Origin of the sequence: Flavobacterium sp. (assembly GCF_049318325.1) — a bacterium.
GTDB lineage: Bacteria > Bacteroidota > Bacteroidia > Flavobacteriales > Flavobacteriaceae > Flavobacterium.
This window is the reverse complement of record NZ_JBMOGQ010000010.1, coordinates 14,976-33,246: the sequence shown is the minus strand read 5'-3', so window position 1 is coordinate 33,246 and position 18,271 is coordinate 14,976. Positions and strand designations below refer to the sequence as shown.

Here is an 18,271-nt window from a genome sequence, read left to right as displayed (position 1 = left end):
AATATTTGGAATTAGCCAAAGAATATTCAACACCAAAAAGTAGTATTTTTATCAATGGAATCTTAGACAATTTGGTCAAAGAATTTCAAAACGAAAATAAAATTAAAAAAATAGGAAGAGGTTTAATGTAATGCTAAAAATCATGATTAAGAAATTCAGTTTATTAGTTGCAGTTGGTTTATCGGTTATGACAATCGGCTGTAAAAAAGCAAATGATTCCGAGAATAACTCTGCTACTGATACTATTTCAGTTAGTAAACCCTCAGCTAATGTTAATGATTCTAACACGCCAACAGTAAATGCAGCATCAGTTGACGGAAAATATCCAACAATCACTTTTGAAAATGAAGAGCATGATTTCGGATCCATAAAGCAAGGTGACAAAGTAGTTTATGACTTCAAATTTGAAAATACTGGAGAAGCCGATTTGACAATTACTTCTGCCAGAGGTTCTTGCGGTTGTACCGTACCAGAATATCCAAAAACACCAATTAAAGTTGGCAAAACAGGAAACATAAAAGTGTCTTTTGATTCAACAGGAAAGCATGGTGAAACATCTAAAACAGTAACGTTATTGTGCAACACCAAAGAAGGAAACAAAATATTAACAATTAAAGCTAACATCGAAGTGCCTAAAAAGGGCTAAACAATCAATTATTATGGGACAAATACAACAGTTTTTACCGTTTATACTAATGTTTGTGGTTATCTATTTCTTTATGATTAGACCACAACAAAAGAAAATTAAACAAGAAAAAGAATTCGAGGCAGGTTTAAAAGTAGGTGATAAAATCATTACTAAAAGTGGTTTCCACGGAAAAATTGCCGAGTTGACAGATACTTCAGCAGTGATCGAAACTATGTCTGGAAAATTGAAAATTGAGCGTTCTGCTATTTCGTTAGAATTAACAGCTGCGTTGAATAAAAAATCATAAGTTTTTTATTTATAAATCTCAAAAAAGTAAATCCCAAATTCCAAATAGTATAATTGGAATTTGGGATTTTTTTAAAATTTTAAATTTCTTCTATCTGTATTTGTCGTTCAAACCTATACCATCCTTTATCATAGGTTTGATTTTTTCGAGTCGTGTGATTTTGGTTTTCTCTTGTTTGGCTGTTGCCATAAATTCCCAAAATTCTTTTTGTTTATAAGGACTGAATTTTTCAAAAGCGACGTTCAAGTTTGAATCTTTATTGAGTTCACTTTCAAAGAAATCACATCGCAGTACATTTTTCTTTTCAGGTTTTATCGAAAGTCCGGCTTTTTCATTGGCAATTGCTTCATTGATATACTGCAAAACCAGTTTTTCATTAACATCATCAGACGAATAAAAACGCCATTGGCGCAATCCTTTTGTCACACCTTCATTGGCATTGACTAAAACTTTTGCTTCATCTTTTAGAAAAACACCATTCCAAAACCAAAGAGTAAAATAATTCTTGAAACCAGCTATGCCCAGAACATTTTTGTTGTTGATAGTATATACCTCGCCACCCCATTTATTGGTTTCTATTAACTCGGTTTTTTGAATAATCCCACGCAATAAGGCAAGTTCTTCTCCCCATTGATTGATTTTATCCCAAGTTTTCTTTTCTGCCATGGCAAATTATTATTTTTTCTTTTTCCCTTTTTTCTCTTTGTCTCCACTCAGTTCGGCTTTGCCTCGAGTCTTTATTGAAAAATCTGTTGAAGCAGTAAGTTCCGCTATTTTGATGATAACATCAATTGCTTTTTGCATACTTTCTACAGGAACATATTCATATTTTCCATGGAAGTTATGTCCGCCTGCAAAGATATTCGGACATGGCAAACCCATATACGATAATCGGCAACCATCAGTTCCACCTCGAATAGGTTTTATTAAAGGTTTGATGTCTAAAGACTTCATGGCTTTTTCGGCCAAGTCTACTATGAACATTACAGGTTCTACTTTTTCCTTCATGTTGTAGTATTGGTCTTTTATTTCGCAGATTACGATGTCTTCGCCAAATTGTTTATTAAACGATTTATTGAATTTTTTAGCGATTTTGTGTACCAATTCTTTGCGCTTCAGGAACTTCTTCATATCGTGGTCACGGATAATGAGTTCCAATTTGGTTTCTTCAATGCTGCCTGTTAAACCGGTTACATGAAAGAATCCTTCATATCCTTTGGTCTCTTGCGGGGTTTCGCCTTTTGGTAATTCATTGATGAAATCGTTCGCTATAAGCATCGAGTTTATCATTTTCCCTTTTGCATACCCTGGATGAACCGATTTTCCTTTGAAGGTGATTTTAACACCAGCCGCATTAAAGTTTTCATATTCTAATTCGCCAATCTGGCTACCATCCATAGTGTAAGCCCAATCGGCGCCAAATTTCTCTACGTCAAATAAATCGGCACCACGACCAATTTCCTCATCGGGCGTGAAACCAACACGAATTTTTCCGTGTTTGATATGCGGATTGTTGATTAGATATTCCATGGCAGTAACTATCTCGGTAATTCCGGCTTTGTCATCGGCTCCAAGGAGCGTTAAACCATTGGTTGTAATTAACGTTTGCCCTTTGTATAGCAATAAATCTTTAAAATAATTAGGTGATAAAATGATGTTTTGTTCCTTGTTTAAAACAATATCTCCGCCATCATAATTATGAATTATTTGTGGTTTTACATCTTTACCTGTAAAATCCGGTGTGGTGTCAAAGTGGGATATGAACCCAATTGTCGGCACTTCATGGTCAACATTTGATGGCAAAGTTGCTATGATATATCCATGTTTGTCTATCGAGACTTCTTTCAGACCTATTGTTTTTAACTCTTCTACCAGTTTATTGGCTAGGTCGAATTGTTTTTTAGTACTTGGGGTTGTGTCAGAATTTGGGTCTGACTCTGTATCTATAGTTACGTAGCTTACAAAACGGTCAATAATATGTTGCATTTGATTATATTTTTAGCAAATATAAATGTAATTGGTCGAGTTGCAAATTATTCTTTTATGAGCTAAAAATTTAAAAAAAATGTATCTTTGACTCGAAGCTTTTGCGGATTAGGCGGAGCGATACAAATTCTTACCTGATGATTATCACAGACAGCAAAACAAAATTAGAACATTATTTTCAGCAATTTCGCCAAAACATTATTGGAATTGACCAAGAGTTCGAAACTCCTTTTGGAAAAAAGAAAATAGTGTATACTGATTGGACAGCTAGTGGAAGATTATATCGACCAATTGAAGAAAAACTCATGAATGATTTTGGACCTTTTGTGGCCAACACACATACTGAAACAACAGTTTCGGGAACAGCAATGACAATGGCATATCATGAGGCAAAAAAGATTATTAAGCGTCATGTAAATGCAAATGAGAATGATGTTTTAATTAACACAGGAACAGGAATGACAGGTGTTGTCAATAAGTTTCAACGTATCCTTGGTCTAAAAATTCCGGAGAATCTTAAAGAATTCATTGCGATTCCAAAAGAGTTGAAACCTATAGTTTTTATATCTCACATGGAGCATCATTCTAATCAAACTTCATGGCTAGAAACTATTGCGGATGTTGTTGTTATTCCAGCAAATGAAGATGGATTATTTTGTTTAGAAGAGTTTAAAAAATTACTAAAAAAATATAAAGATCGAAGTTTTAAAATTGCGTCTATTACATCATGCTCAAATGTAACTGGAATCAGAACACCTTATCATGAAGTAGCCAAAATTATGCACCAAAATGATGGAGTTTGTTTTGTAGATTTTGCTTGTTCAGGACCTTATGTTAATATTGATATGCATCCTGATGAAGAAAGTTATTTAGATGCTGTTTTCTTTTCACCACATAAGTTTTTAGGCGGACCCGGAACTTCGGGTGTTTTGATTTTCAATAAGAATTTATATAATAATAGCGTGCCTGATTGTCCAGGCGGAGGAACGGTTTCTTGGACAAATCCTTGGGGTGAGCATAAATACATTGACAATATTGAAGATAGGGAAGATGGAGGAACTCCTGGCTTTTTGCAAGTAATTAAAACGGCTTTAGCCATTCAGTTAAAAGAGCAAATGGGGGTTAAAAATATTTTGGATAGAGAGCATGAACTCGTTGATTATGTTTTTTATGAATTAGAGGGTATAGAAAATATTCATATTTTGGCAAACCAGCATCAAGATAGGTTAGGAGTGATTTCTTTTTATATAGATGATTTGCATTTTAATCTAGGAGTTAAATTATTGAATGATAAATTCGGAATTCAAACGCGAGGAGGTTGCAGTTGCGCAGGAACTTATGGTCATTATCTTCTTCATGTTGATCAGGAAACGTCACATGATTTGGTTTGCCAAATTACTTCAGGCGATTTAATTAAAAAACCGGGATGGATTAGAATGTCAATTCATCCAACAACCACTTCAGAAGAAATTAAAATGGTTTGTGAAAGTATTAAGTTATTAGCTAAAAACCACAATGATTGGGCAAATGATTATGAATACAATTTCAAAACAAATGAATTTGCACATAAAAATGCTAAGTTTCAGGAAATTGAAATGGTAAAAGACTGGTTTAAGTTCTAGGAATTAGAGTAATCACTAATTACTTTTTCCTGTGTTTCCATCGTTTGTGTGTCCACAAATAAAATTCAGGAGCTTCTAGTATTTGCTTTTCAACTCTTCTCAAAAAGTCATCTGAGATTTCATAGTTAGGAACTTCTTTTGGTTTTTCAGCCATAAGTTCAAACGTAGCTTCATAATATCCTCGTTTTACCCTTTTGTTTTTCAAAAAGATCACATTCATGTCAAAACGCTTGGCAAGCATTTCGGCACCTATATGAACAGGAACTTTTATTCCCATAAATTCAGACCAATGATTTGCTTTACTTGCCAGCGGCGATTGATCACTTGCAAAGCCATAAACGCCTAAATGATTAATTTTGGCATTTTTTTCAATAGTAGGAATTGTTTCTCTTGTGCTGAGTAAAGTGGCCTTGAATTTAGAACGAATATCCTTTACTAATTTGTCAAAATATTTATTGTTTAATTTTTTATAAATACCATAACCTTCAAATGTAATATGATAATTCATGGAAACGATCCATTCGTAAGAAGCATAATGAGCACAAAGCAAAGCAATACTTTTCCCTTTTTTTTCCAAGTCAAGATACAAATCTAAGTTAGTAAACACAAATCGTACTTCCATTTCTTCTTGAGAAATAGTCATTGTTTTTACCATTTCTAGGAACATATCACACATGTAATGATAAAATTTTTTCTCAATGTTCAATTGTTCTTTTTCTGATAAATGCGGTAATGTCAAGGCAATATTTTCTCTAACTACTTTTTTGCGATAGCCAAAAATAGTATATACAAAAAAGCATACAAAATCAGAAAACAGATAAAGCAATGGAAAAGGAAGTTTGGAAATAACCCAAATGAATGGATATGCCAGAATATAAGTAATGAATTGCATTCGCTGTATTTTTATGCAAATATAAAGTTTAAAGTTATTTTAACGTATTCTATTTAACAATTGCTGAAGAAGTATTATTATTTTTACGCTCTGTTCACCTTTGTGTAGAACTGTACGTAATAAATAATAGTTTAAACAATGGATAATTTTTTTGTCTTGGTAATTATTGGAGCCAATGTTCTGTTTAGTATCAAAGGTTTTAATGACGAATCTTTTTTTAGAAAGTTTGAATTTCATGTAGGAAGCATTCGTGCCGGAGAACATTTAAGAATGGTTTTCTCAGCTTTTCTTCATGCTGATATTATTCATTTGGCATTTAACATGATCGCTTTGTATTCTTTTGCGCCAGTGGTAACTGAAACACTTGGGAATCCTACGTTTCTTTTAATCTATGCTGGAAGTCTGATTTTTGGAAGTTTGCTCACCATGGTTTTTCACGGAAATGAATATAATTATAGAGCCGTTGGAGCATCAGGAGCGGTGACTGGAATTATTTATTCTTCAATTTTGTTATATCCGGATATGACTATTGGCATTTTTGGTATTATACCAATGCCGGCTTATATTTTTGGGATTGCTTATTTGCTATATTCTATTTATGGAATGAAGTCAAGAAGAGATAATATTGGACATACGGCTCACTTTGGTGGTGCCATAGGTGGTTATATTATTACTCTTTTGAAGTACCCAATACTTTTCGAACAAAGTACTTCCATGGTTATTCTTTTAGCAATACCTATTATCATTCTTTTTATAATGGCAAAAATGGGAAAATTATAAGTGGCATAACTTTTGAAAAACCGACAACAACAATCAACAAAAAAATAATAATATGAAGAAGACATTTTTAATTCTAGCAGCCTTTTGGGTTTTAACATTACAAGCACAAGATCAAAAGAATTCTGTACCGCAAATCTCGGTTACAGGTGAGGGTAAAATAAAAATAGTTCCAGACCAAGCGGTTGTTTCGATTGGTTTTCAGAACTCGGGTAAAGATGCCAAAGAAGTAAAAATACTTAATGATGAAGTGGTAGATAAAGTGATTAAGTTTTTAAAGAAGAGCGGTGTACCTGCAACCGATTATAAAACAAATAATGTAAGCTTATACAAAAGCTACGATTACGAAAAAAAGAAATATAATTTTCAGGCCAATCAATCGTTGAGCATTACCTTAAAAGATTTGACAAAGTATGATGAAATCATGATGGGATTAAATGATGCCGGTGTAAATAGTATACAAGGAGTAGAATTCAAATCATCTAAAATGGAAGATTATGAAAGAGATGCCAGAAAAAAAGCGATGGTAAATGCCAAACAAAAAGCACAAGATTATGTTTCAGTACTGGGACAAAAAGTGGGGAAAGCATTGTTGATTACCGATAATTCTCAAAGTTATTTTCCCCAACCAATGTATAAAGGAAATATGATGGCAATGGCTACTGATGGAGGTGCTCAAAGAGAAACATTAGCGATTGGAGAACTAGAAATAAACACCAATGTAAGTGTAACTTTTGCATTGGAATAAAAACCTTATAATAATTTAATGTAAAACTCTTCAAGAAATTGAAGAGTTTTTTTAAAAATATTGTGAGAACGCAGGATTACTTCATGATCATGAGCAAGGTGCCCTTGCTCAATATTTTAAAACAAAAAAACCATCAAGCGAGCTTGTGGTTTCTTCTAATTTAAAATATTGTGGGGAGAGTAGGATTTTGCTTCGCAACATCCTTCATAGCTACGCTCAGAAAATACATCAAACAAAAAAACGCTCAAGCAAGCTTGGCGTTTTTCTTTTTTGAAATATTTATTAGTGGGGAGAGCAGGATTCGAACCTGCGAAGTTCTCACAGCAGATTTACAGTCTGCCCTCGTTGGCCGCTTGAGTATCTCCCCATTAGCTTGTTGCGGTTGCAAATATAAAAACACTTTCCATCTTGACAAATAAAAAAAATAACTAATTCGCAAACCTTTTCTCAAGGTTTTGGTTATTAGTAAAATAGAAAAAATCTCCCGTAGGAGATTTTTTTATAGAATAATAAATTAGTGTTATTTTATGTCTAAAAGTTCTTTGATCTTTGTATTTAAATCAACACCTCTCAAATCAATTGCAACAATTTTTCCTTTTGCATCCAACAAAAAAGTCGTCGGAATTTGTGTAATTCCATACTGTAATGCAATTGGGTCTTTCATTTCTTTTAGGTTTGAAACCTGAGTCCAAGTTAATTTGTCCTTTACAATTGCTTCTTTCCATCTTAAAGCATCTTCATCAAGTGAGACACTAATTATATTCAGTCCTTTACTGTGAAATGCATTGTAAAGAGCAACAACATTTTGATTTTCTTGTCTACAAGGCTGACACCATGACGCCCAAAAATCGATTAAAGTGGCTTTTCCTAAACTTTCTTTTAATGAAACCAACTTTCCTTCAGGAGTTGGTGCTTTAAAATTAGGTGCTAATTGACCAACAACTACTTGTTTACTGACGGTGCTGGAGCTATTGGAGCTGCTGGTTTTTTTTTTGAAGCGGCTATGTTTTCTTTAATAGATTTTCCTGGTTTTGTTTTTTGTAATGAAGGATCCAAAGATTTGTATAGTCCTTCGATATCTTTAGCATACTTAGAATTGTTTGCCATCATTTGAATAATTAAAACGCTAATAAATGATTTTGGGTGCGTTTTTGGATAACCAAAAGTATAATCAGTTATTGGCTTTTGAATTGTTTCATATTCTTTTCTTAAACGGTTCATTACAACCGTATCATTATTTTTTTGAGCATCATTCATTACAGCCATGTTTTTCATTTGAAAATCCATAACGGTTTTTTGCAGTTTCTTTTGAATTTTATTAGATTCATCATTGAATTTGGAAAATTCTTCATTACTGTATGTACCACCCAATTTTGATTTAAACACACTGTCTTTATCAACTGTAATTTCAATTTCACCACCTTCAAGGATAAAAGGAACTTTACCGTTTACTTTATCGATTTGAATGAAACTAATTTCGGGTTCTGTAGTTTTTCCTTTGATTTCAAATTTTCCATCAACAATTTTTACTGTATCGATAGCTTGTGGTCCCATGCCCATTGGACTTTGTTTTTCCAGGAAAACTAAACCGGTTTTCATTCCTTTGACAGTTCCTGTAATTTCATATTCACCTTCAGCTAAGTTCTTACATGAAAATAGAACTACAGCAACAGCTAATAAAAGAAGTATTTTTTTCATTTTTTTTGTTTTAAATTTTTAATGAATGCAAATGTATTTAATTTGCCTATTCAATAATTAGTTATTTTACTTTTTTTTGTTTTATTTTCTAGTTGATGGACATACGAATTTTGTACAAATCACATTCGTTTGTTTAATACCGCTCATTCCTTTTTCAATATTGATGAGATTATGAATACCTCTTGATTTTAAAATCGAAGCCATAATTACAGAACGATAACCACCTGCACAATGCAAGAAAAAATCGTCGCCTTTCGGAATGCTTTGAAAGTTTTCATTGATGGTGTCTAAAGGAATATTTATAGCATTTTCAACATGCTCAGCTTCATATTCACCCGGTTTTCTTGCATCAACTACGATACTTTTTGCATTTAATTTGTTGGCAAAGTCTGAAGGTGAAATAGAGTGTAAGCTATCCGTTTCAAAACCTGCTTCTTTCCAAGCTTCAATACCATCTTTAAGATATCCCAAAACATGATCAAAACCAACACGAGATAATCTCATTATAGTTTCTTCTTCTTTTCCTTCGGGAATGACAAGCAGTAATTTTTGATTAACATCTCGCAGCATTGAACCAACCCACGGAGCAAAATTTCCTTGAATACCAATAAATATCGAATTAGGAATATGAGCTTTTACAAAATCATTTTCATGTCTGACATCTAAAACTACAACATCTCCTTGATTGGCAACAGCTTCAAATTCTTTAGGTCTTAGTCCGATATTACTCTTTTTAATAATGCTATCTAAACTGTCATATCCTTTTATATTCAGCATTACGTTTTGAGGAAAATAAGCAGGTGGAAGCCCTAATCCATCTAACAATTCTTTGGTAAACTCATCTTTATTCATATCAGCTCTTAGGGCATAATTGGTTCTCTTTTGATTGCCTAAAGTATCAGTTGTTTCTTTACTCATGTTTTTGCCACAAGCACTTCCTGCTCCATGACTTGGGAATACAATTAAATCGTCAGCTAAAGGCATAATTTTATTTCGCAATGAATCAAAAAGATATGCTGCCAATTTTTCCTGAGTCAAATCTTCTACCAAAGCTTGTGCTAAATCAGGCCTACCAACATCACCGATGAATAAAGTATCGCCGGTAATAATTCCGTAATCTTTACCATTTTCATCTATAAGCAAATAGCAAGTGCTTTCCAAAGTATGTCCAGGAGTATGAATGGCTTTTACCTTATAATTACCAACGTTAAACTCTTGGTTTTCGGTAGCGATTATAGCTTTAAATTCAGGATTTGCGGTTGGACCAAACACAATTTCTCCACCACTTTTTTGTGCCAAGTCCAAATGCCCAGATACAAAATCGGCATGGAAATGTGTTTCGAAAATGTATTTAATCTTTGCATTATCTTTATTAGCTCTGTCCAGATAAGGCTGAACTTCACGCAAAGGATCGAAAATTGCTGCTTCACCATTGCTCTCAAGATAATAAGCTGCTTGAGCAATGCATCCGGTATATATTTGTTCGATTTTCATAAGAAAAAATTTCAGACAAAATTAATGTATAGCTACAAAAATAGCTAATGAATTTAGAATAGATTATGATAAGAGTTCTTTGTAAAGTATAAAAATTGCCATAATCAATACAAAAGCGCCAAATAGTTTCTTTAACATTTTTTCATTAATAAACTGTTGAATATAAAACCCAATAAAAATTCCGGCAACAGAAATAGTGGTGAAAGTCAATAGGAATGTCCAGTCAATAATAGTGTTTTGAACATCTCCAATAAAACCTATCAGCGAATTAATCGCAATAATTAGTAATGAAGTACCAATAGCTTTTTTTATTGGTAATTGAGCAAAATTCAATAATGCAGGAATAATTAAAAAACCACCTCCTGCACCAATTAATCCTATCAAAACACCTACAAAGAACAATTGGATAATGATTACTGTTATAGATTTGGTAGTTCTTTCAATAAGCTCATTTTTCTTGTTGTTTTTTAACATAGAATAAGCTGCAATAAACATTACAACGGCAAAAAGAATCATTAGAAAAGTATCTTTTGACAATTTTAGTGAGCCAAAATAAAACACTACATCGGGAATGTTAGGAACAATAAATTTTCTAGTCAGGTAGACACCAATGAGCGAAGGAAGGGCAAATTGGAATGCCTTTTTTGGAACAACAAGACCTTTTTTGAAGTTTTGAATTGTACCAATGCCAGACGATGTTCCGACAATAAATAATGAATATGCAGTAGCAATTATTGGATTATAATTTAGAATATAAACCAAAGTTGGAACGGTTAATATAGAGCCGCCACCTCCAGTAATTCCGAGTATTATACCGATAAGCAATGCACCAAAATATCCTAAAACTTCCAAACTTTTATAATTAGAAATGTAAAAATAGTGTAATTGTATCAAAAATGAATAGATTAGTTTTTTGCAATTAGTTTCTCTAATTTTTTTTAAGGTTTTTCTTTATTTAATTCTATTTAGGGCTTTTTTATGGTTAATTCATCGGAGTAATTATGTTTTGCATTTTCTTATAAATATATTTGTTTACCACAATTTATGAATGATGTTTAAAAAAATAATGACACTATTTGTATTGCTTGCTTTTTCGTTAAGTAATGCTCAAATTGTAATTAACGAACTCGATACGGATACACCAAGTACAAACGATAAACAGTTTGTTGAGTTAAAATCGACAACACCAAATTTTTCACTCAACGGATATGTGTTGGTTTTTTTTAATGGAACCGGAATTCTAGCCACAAAAAGTTATTTTGTTATTGATTTAGATGGCTTAACTACCGACATTAACGGAATTGTTGTTCTTGGAAATCAATTAGTTTCTCCTGTTCCAACCAAACTTTTAACGGATAGTACTTTTCAAAATGGCCCAGATGGAGTGGCTTTATATTTAGGTAACGCAACTGATTTTCCCAATAACACACCAGCAACAACAACCAATTTGATAGACGCTTTAGTTTATGATACTGGTGATGCTGATGCAACTGCCTTGATTATAGCCCTTGGCGTAACTTCTCAAGTTGATGAAAATGCTAATGGAGCACAAACCACACAATCCATTCAAAGAAAAAACGATGGTAGTTATGAAGTAAAAGAACCAACACCTAATGTTAATAATGATGCAAGTGGTTTTGTTTTTAATGGAATAACAATTTCAACGGCTACAACTGTTGCGGGACAGGTTACTGAGGGGAGTTCTATAAATATAATTTTCACCACACAAACACCTATAACTTCACCTTTAAATTTCACTTTTTCAATAAATACTGGTTCCATTAGTAATGCGGATTATACAGGAAATGTTTCTGTTGCGATGGCTATTGGATCTTCAAGTTATTCAACTACGATTAACATTGTAGATGATAATTTAGACGAAGGTGATGAAACTTCTATTATTAAATTTGGAACATTGCCTTTTGAATATATTCGTTTGAATGACTTTATAGAAATTAGAGTTATAGATAATGATTTTACAGTTTCACCATGGGGAACTCCTTTAAATCCAACCTACGGAATTGTAACACCAACAACACCCGTTGACTATTATAGTTTATTAGAAGGAAAATCAGGTGCGGTTTTAAAACAAGCTATTCAAGACATTATTGCCAATCCGAGTGTAGTTCGCGCTCATAATTATGGTGATGTTGAAACTATTTTGAAAAAATCTGACCAAAATCCTTTGAATAGCAATCAGGTTTGGCTTATGTATTTAGAGCAACCACGTTCAAAATTAGACATGCAAGAAACTGGAATAAATACAGGAAAATGGAATAGAGAACACATATATCCACAATCGCGTGCTGGATATTCTGATGGTACTTCTTCCATTCCAGATGGAATAAATGTATGGGCGACAACAAACGCAAATGATATTATGGCTGGTCATGCCGATGCACACCATATTCGTGCAGAAGATGGTCCGGAAAACAGTTCGCGCGGAAATAAAGATTATGGTGAATACCTTGGACCATCAGGAACTCAAGGAAGTTGGCGTGGTGACGTAGCGAGAGCATTGTTTTATTCAGCTTGTCGTTACAATATATTAAGTGTTGTTAATGGTAATCCAGCAAATAGTACGGTTGGTCAAATAGGTGATTTAGCTACGTTATTAACATGGAATCAAACCGATCCAAGAGATGATTTTGAAATGAACAGAAACAACTATATCTATACCTGGCAAATGAATAGAAATCCGTTTATAGATTATCCAACTTTAGCGGACTATGTTTTTGGAGCGAATTTTGGTCAGCCTTGGTTCGCGCCTTTATCAACAAATTCTTTTGATTCTACTAAAGTGGTATTGTATCCAAACCCTGCGAAAAATTATATCAGCATTTTTGGTATTTCTTCTGATGCCAAAATTGAAGTATTTTCTATATTGGGGAAAAAAGTTTTTGAGCAAAATTTTAATGGAGAAGCCACTTTACATTTCGACTTAACATCGGGGATTTATTTGGCAAAAATAAAAGTTGACTCTAAAGTTGTGACAAAGAAGTTAATTATAGAATAGTAATTTACAACTTTGTGAATGGTTTGAATATAAAAAATCCCTGCTTGCAGGGATTTTTTTGAAGGAAACCTTAAACTAATTAACTTTAATATGTTTAATAGGTTCTGCAATGCTGACTTCGCTTTTTGGTAGCTTCAATTTCAACACACCATTCTCATACTTAGCATCAATTTTATCAGTAAGTAAATTGTCGGGTAATACAAATGAACGGTAAAGCGAACTGTATGAAAACTCTTTTGAAAGGTAGTTTTTGTCTTCACTTTTTGTTTCCTCTTCTTTTTCAGCACTAACTGTTAACATGCCGTTTTTCATCTCGATGTTAAAATCTTTTTTATCGAGTCCTGGAGCTGCTAACTCGATTTGATACTCTTTTTTGTTTTCGACTATATTGGCTTCTGGCAAAATATTTTGGAAATTTGCATCCAAAAAGGAGTTGTTAAAATCCAATAAAAATCGGTCATTGTTGAAGAAATCATCCATAAATTTAGGGGTTAATCTTCCGTTTCTTTTTTTTGTTGCTACAAGTGTCATAATTTTTTGATTTATAATTAAACAATAATTTAATATGACAAATCTATGATGCTGATATAGTATTAAAAATGATTCAAATCAATGCAATGAATGATTTAAATCATAATTTTAAATTGTGAAAGAAAATAAAAAGTAAGCTTTAATTTCTGAGGGTACTGAGTTTTTTTTGATTGAGCAGTATTAGTTCATTATGATTTTTTTCGATAAGTTTTTCGTTTTCAAAATCGGTTAAGGTCCGACTCACTGTTTCCGGTGCTGTGCCTGATAAATTAGCTATTTCGTATCGAGTGAGTTTAATATTTTCACCATTATGGCAATGCATTTTATGATAACTAAGTAAAGATTCAGCTACTCTTTTACGAACTGAAGAATATGCCATTTGGAGTAACTGTTCTTCAATATGACAAACCTCATTAGCAAGTATTTTAATAAAGTTCCTTGCAACATCGGGGTATTGACTTATTAATTTTTCGATTTCCTGTATAGGAAAAAAGCTTAGTGAACATTCTTCTAGTGCTATAGCATTGTCGATATAGCTTTCATTTGAAAATAAAACATTTACACTAACAAATTGATCGATATCATAGATGCCTGTAGTTAGCTCGCGACCATCTTCTGCAATTTTAGTTGTTTTAATTTTTCCTTTATGGATTAAATAAATCCCAGTTACTTTATCGCCTTGATAATAAAGTGCTTGCTTCTTTCTAACCGTTTTTATTTTTCGGTCTTCTATCATTTTTGTTATTTCTGTTAGTCCTTCTTTTGCAGAACCCAATTGTTGCATTTTCTTTATTGATTTACTGTAGAAATCTTTTTGTATTTTTTTTTTCTTTAGTCGAGTTTCAACAGCATTCAAAAGTTCTACATCATCAAAAGGTTTCATAAGATAATCATCGGCTCCTAATTCCATGCCTTTACGCAAGTCCTGTTTTTGTGTTTTCGCTGTAATAAATATAAAAGGAATTGTACTCGTTTCGGGATGTTTGTTTAACATGAAGAGTACTCCATAACCATCTAATCCATCCATCATTATATCACAAAGAATTAAATCCGGTAAATGTTTTAAAGCTAATTCAACTCCTATTTTGCCATTAGTTGCCGTGTAAACTTCATAATTGGCTAATTTCAAGATTTCGAAAATATTATCTCTCATTTCAAAATTATCTTCTATAATAAGTACTTTATTCATAAAAAGAAGTATTAAATTAATATTTACTCAAAAATCAGGAAGAAGTCTTGCTATTATCTTGGATAGATAAAAAAGGCCTTAACTAAGGTAAGAAAAATAATAATTAAAAATGGCAATAATTAGTATTTTTATTATAAAAATAAAGCTAGTTAGTTTTTCTAATGTTCAAAATCATTTTTTTTATTGATTTTAGACATAATCTCTTTTATTAAACCACGGTAAATTTATATTGACTTGTAAAACAGCTATTAGATATTCTTTTAGCCTTTAAATAACAATTAAAATTTAATAAAATGAAAAGTAATGAACAACTACAAAAAGATGTGATGGACTCTATTAAATGGGAACCACAACTTCATGCTGCTGAGATTGGAGTAATCGTACACGACGGGATTGTTACCTTAACAGGAACCGTTGATAACTACAGCAAAAAGCTAGCTGCCGAATCTGCTACGAAAGATGTAGCTGGTGTTAGAGCAGTAGTCGAAAAAATTGATGTTAAATACCCCAATTCGGGTATAAAGACTGACGATGAAATTGCAACTGAGGTAATAAAATCGTTGCGTAACCATTGGGATGTACCTGATGAAAAAATACAGGTAGAAGTAGATGATTCCTGGGTAACACTTAATGGAGATGTAACTTGGAATTATCAGAAAGAAGCTGCTAAGCGTGCTATTGAAAATATCCCGGGTGTTAAGGGGGTATTAAATCATATTAGTATAAAAGCTTTGCGTAAAAGTGAACTTGAAAAAAGGGTAATTGAAAATGCTTTCCGACGCCATTGGTCTATTAATGCTGATGATGTTCATGTAACTGTTGATGGAAACAAAGTCATACTGACTGGAAAAGTCACTTCAATGTATCAAAAAGAAGAAGCCGGCAGAATTGCATGGAAGACTCCTGGAGTTTTATTTGTTGAAAACAACCTGGTTGTAGATTACAAATACGAATATGTTTTATAAAAAAGGCGGGACTTTGAAAATGCTCCAAATAGTTACTAACTTTTTGGAGCATTTTCATTTCAGTATGGTGCTTTTTGCAGCATTAATCAGTACAGTTATATATTTTATGATACGTTAAAATAATTAAGCAATGTTTTATTTTAATACAACTAATGATTTAAGTTAAATAAAATAGCTCTTTTAGTTTGTAGTCATATTATTACTATCCCGCATTAATAAAATAAATAAATTAAAGTAAGATATAACTATTTTCTGTACTTTTAATAAAGACTTATAAGTACTATACAAATGAATCTACACGAGGAAATTAATTTTAAAGCACTATTTGAAGAAACACACGGATTAATCTTGGTTTTAAATCCAAGCTTTACCATCCTGGCAATTAGTGATGCTTATGTTGAGGCAACGAATACAAAAAGGGAAGATTTATTAGGAAAGTATTTTTTTGATGTTTTTCAGGACACTAAAAATACAACTGCTATGGCGGAAACCAAAGCGTCATTGGAGTATGTGCTGAAAAACAAAAAACCACATCAAATGCCTATGTTACGAATGGAAATAAAAAATTTAGCTGGTGTTTTTGAAGAAAAATACTGGAATACAATTAATAAGCCAATTCTAACTAAAGATAATCAAGTCCAATATATTGTTCATATTGTAAAGGATTTAACTCAATTTGTCAAACTCGAAAAAATATATGTTTCAGAGGAAAATATTTCAAACACACTACCGGATTTGATTCATTCTTTAGAATCTACCCTATTAAATCGACAAAAGAAATCAAAGTCAATTAATGAAAAACTTCATCAGAGAATAATAAAGCAAAATATAGAATTAGAAAATCTTACAAAAGATATTTCTGATTATAAATTGGCTTTAGATGCCTCTGATATAGTAGCTATAACCGATGAAAAGGGAATTATTCAATATGCCAATGATAATTTCTGCACTATTTCTAAATACAGTAAAAATGAATTAATCGGACAGAATCATCATATTATCAATTCGGGGTATCATCCTAAAGCATTTTTCAAAAATCTTTGGCAAACTATTGTCCGCGGGAATATTTGGAAAGGAGAAATCAAAAATAGGGCAAAAGATGGCACTTTCTATTGGGTAGATACCACCATTGTACCATTTCTAAATGAAAAAGGCAAGCCTTATAAATATCTTGCTATACGATCGGATATTACCTTGCGCAAACAAACTATTGAAGAACTAAAAGCTAATAAAGAAAAGTATTTAGGCTTATTTGAAAATTCATTAGTTCCTATGTTGATTAATGATTCGGCAACCAGAAAAACTAATGCTGTAAATGATAATGGAGTTAAGCTATTTGGCTACAAATCAAAAGATGATTTTATAAATAATTTTGATTGGGCAAACCATTTTGAGAATCCAGTAGATTATACCAAATTAGGCAAGGCAATTATGGAAACTGGTAAAGTAAAATTGGATTTAGTTAGAATGAAAAGACTTGATGGCACGCCTTTTCAAGCTAAGTTGGCATCAAAATTAAGTACTGATAAATGTTTTGTACAAATAATTATTACTGATATTACCAGTCAGGTTAGCTTTCAGGAAGAGTTAGAGGCCAAAGTAAACCAACGAACAATTGAACTCAGCGAATCACTCGCTAGGGAAAAGGAATTGAATGAAATGAAATCTAATTTCTTAGGAATTGCTTCTCATGAATTTAGGACTCCTTTAGGTACTATTTTATCCAGTGCCTCCTTGTTGAAAAAGTATACCGAAAATATTCCGCAGGAATCAATAACAAAGCATATTGATAGAATTTCTTCATCAGTAATTCACTTAAATGCAATATTAAATGACTTTTTAACTTTAGAAAAACTGCGGAAAGGCTTTGTTGATTTTGAATTGACTGAATTTAATCTGCCTGAGTTTATGACTCAAACCATCAGCGAAGTAGATGAAATTACCAAATCGAATAATCAAAGAATTCAATATACTCACATAGGAGAATCCAATGTTAGCCAGTCGCCTAAAATATTAAAAAATATACTCTTGAATCTCTTGTCTAATGCCAGTAAATTTTCTGAACAGGGTAAAAAAATTAAAATAACTACAGAAGTAACTGAAACTTCGATTAGTTTAATTATACAAGACCATGGAATAGGCATATCGCTTAGCGATCAAAAGAAATTGTTTACCGAGTTTTATCGGGCCAGTAATGCAAAAAATATTCAAGGTACCGGTCTTGGACTAGTTATAGTTAAAAATTATATTAACATGCTAAGTGGGACGATAAGTTTAAGCAGTAGGCCGAATAAAGGAACCTTGATTACACTTACCTTACCCAGATATCTTTCAGAAAATGACTAGTGAAGCACTCTATTTATATACTGGACTCGTAAAATGTTGACGTATAAACCTATTTCTTTGATTAAGCGTTAA

General features: G+C 32.4%; 17 protein-coding genes, 1 tRNA gene and 1 pseudogene. 9 read left to right on the top strand and 10 right to left on the bottom strand.

Annotated features, from left to right (window positions below; all coding sequences use genetic code 11):
* The 3 genes from ACOYLP_RS02200 to yajC all read left to right on the top strand — a co-directional run.
* A partial coding sequence (locus tag ACOYLP_RS02200; protein WP_422854541.1) for a transcription antitermination factor NusB occupies positions 1-131 on the top strand: 131 nt, incomplete at its 5' end.
* Between the two features lie 11 nt (positions 132-142).
* Entirely contained in the window at positions 143-646 is a 504-nt protein-coding gene (locus ACOYLP_RS02195) for a DUF1573 domain-containing protein (RefSeq protein ID WP_422854540.1), read from the top strand.
* A gap of 13 nt (positions 647-659) precedes the next feature.
* On the top strand, positions 660-935 hold the full coding sequence (yajC, locus tag ACOYLP_RS02190; protein WP_422854539.1) for a preprotein translocase subunit YajC: 276 nt from the start codon (positions 660-662) through the stop codon (positions 933-935).
* Between the two features lie 90 nt (positions 936-1,025).
* On the opposite strand, the gene ACOYLP_RS02185 is transcribed toward yajC, so the two are convergent.
* Together ACOYLP_RS02185 and pepT are read right to left on the bottom strand one after the other, a co-directional pair.
* Positions 1,026-1,601: a YdeI/OmpD-associated family protein gene (locus ACOYLP_RS02185; RefSeq protein WP_422854538.1), complete on the bottom strand. Its 576-nt coding sequence runs from the start codon at positions 1,599-1,601 to the stop codon at positions 1,026-1,028.
* Between the two features lie 9 nt (positions 1,602-1,610).
* Positions 1,611-2,921, bottom strand: coding sequence for a peptidase T (gene pepT / locus ACOYLP_RS02180; RefSeq protein WP_422854537.1), 1,311 nt, complete (start codon positions 2,919-2,921; stop codon positions 1,611-1,613).
* A 137-nt stretch (positions 2,922-3,058) separates the two neighbouring features.
* Between pepT and ACOYLP_RS02175 the strand changes: the two genes are divergently transcribed.
* Positions 3,059-4,543, top strand: a complete 1,485-nt coding sequence (locus tag ACOYLP_RS02175; protein WP_422854536.1) for an aminotransferase class V-fold PLP-dependent enzyme — start codon at positions 3,059-3,061, stop codon at positions 4,541-4,543.
* A 19-nt stretch (positions 4,544-4,562) separates the two neighbouring features.
* Here ACOYLP_RS02175 and ACOYLP_RS02170 read toward each other — a convergent pair whose 3' ends face one another.
* Complete coding sequence (locus tag ACOYLP_RS02170; RefSeq protein ID WP_422854535.1) at positions 4,563-5,435, bottom strand: lysophospholipid acyltransferase family protein; 873 nt, start codon at positions 5,433-5,435, stop codon at positions 4,563-4,565.
* A gap of 138 nt (positions 5,436-5,573) precedes the next feature.
* On the opposite strand from ACOYLP_RS02170, the gene ACOYLP_RS02165 reads away from it, so the two are divergent.
* Together ACOYLP_RS02165 and ACOYLP_RS02160 are read left to right on the top strand one after the other, a co-directional pair.
* Positions 5,574-6,215, top strand: a complete 642-nt coding sequence (locus ACOYLP_RS02165) for a rhomboid family intramembrane serine protease (protein ID WP_422854534.1) — start codon at positions 5,574-5,576, stop codon at positions 6,213-6,215.
* Positions 6,216-6,267: 52 nt separating this feature from the next.
* Positions 6,268-6,960 carry an SIMPL domain-containing protein gene (locus ACOYLP_RS02160; protein WP_422854533.1) on the top strand — a complete coding sequence of 231 codons (693 nt, stop codon included), beginning with the start codon at positions 6,268-6,270 and terminating at the stop codon, positions 6,958-6,960.
* A gap of 286 nt (positions 6,961-7,246) precedes the next feature.
* On the opposite strand, the gene ACOYLP_RS02155 is transcribed toward ACOYLP_RS02160, so the two are convergent.
* The 5 genes and pseudogenes from ACOYLP_RS02155 to ACOYLP_RS02135 form a co-directional block, all read right to left on the bottom strand.
* Positions 7,247-7,327: transfer RNA gene (locus ACOYLP_RS02155), tRNA-Tyr, on the bottom strand.
* 153 nt (positions 7,328-7,480) lie between these two features.
* Positions 7,481-7,888 (bottom strand): annotated as a pseudogene (locus ACOYLP_RS02150) (peroxiredoxin family protein); the annotation flags it as partial.
* 14 nt (positions 7,889-7,902) lie between these two features.
* Positions 7,903-8,658, bottom strand: coding sequence for a DUF4369 domain-containing protein (locus tag ACOYLP_RS02145; protein WP_422854532.1), 756 nt, complete (start codon positions 8,656-8,658; stop codon positions 7,903-7,905).
* Between the two features lie 81 nt (positions 8,659-8,739).
* Positions 8,740-10,152, bottom strand: coding sequence for an MBL fold metallo-hydrolase (locus ACOYLP_RS02140; RefSeq protein ID WP_422854531.1), 1,413 nt, complete (start codon positions 10,150-10,152; stop codon positions 8,740-8,742).
* Between the two features lie 63 nt (positions 10,153-10,215).
* Entirely contained in the window at positions 10,216-11,004 is a 789-nt protein-coding gene (locus ACOYLP_RS02135) for a sulfite exporter TauE/SafE family protein (RefSeq protein ID WP_422854530.1), read from the bottom strand.
* A 214-nt stretch (positions 11,005-11,218) separates the two neighbouring features.
* Here ACOYLP_RS02135 and ACOYLP_RS02130 point away from each other — a divergent pair, with 214 nt between their 5' ends.
* A complete protein-coding gene (locus ACOYLP_RS02130) occupies positions 11,219-13,168 on the top strand; it encodes an endonuclease (RefSeq protein WP_422854529.1) in 1,950 nt (649 codons plus the stop codon).
* A gap of 75 nt (positions 13,169-13,243) precedes the next feature.
* Here ACOYLP_RS02130 and ACOYLP_RS02125 read toward each other — a convergent pair whose 3' ends face one another.
* On the bottom strand, positions 13,244-13,699 hold the full coding sequence (locus ACOYLP_RS02125) for an Hsp20/alpha crystallin family protein (protein ID WP_422854528.1): 456 nt from the start codon (positions 13,697-13,699) through the stop codon (positions 13,244-13,246).
* A gap of 139 nt (positions 13,700-13,838) precedes the next feature.
* Entirely contained in the window at positions 13,839-14,888 is a 1,050-nt protein-coding gene (locus tag ACOYLP_RS02120; protein WP_422854527.1) for a response regulator, read from the bottom strand.
* 293 nt (positions 14,889-15,181) lie between these two features.
* Here ACOYLP_RS02120 and ACOYLP_RS02115 point away from each other — a divergent pair, with 293 nt between their 5' ends.
* Positions 15,182-15,853: a BON domain-containing protein gene (locus ACOYLP_RS02115; RefSeq protein WP_422854526.1), complete on the top strand. Its 672-nt coding sequence runs from the start codon at positions 15,182-15,184 to the stop codon at positions 15,851-15,853.
* A 288-nt stretch (positions 15,854-16,141) separates the two neighbouring features.
* Entirely contained in the window at positions 16,142-18,199 is a 2,058-nt protein-coding gene (locus tag ACOYLP_RS02110) for a PAS domain-containing sensor histidine kinase (RefSeq protein ID WP_422854525.1), read from the top strand.
* The last annotated feature ends 72 nt before the right edge of the window (positions 18,200-18,271 follow it).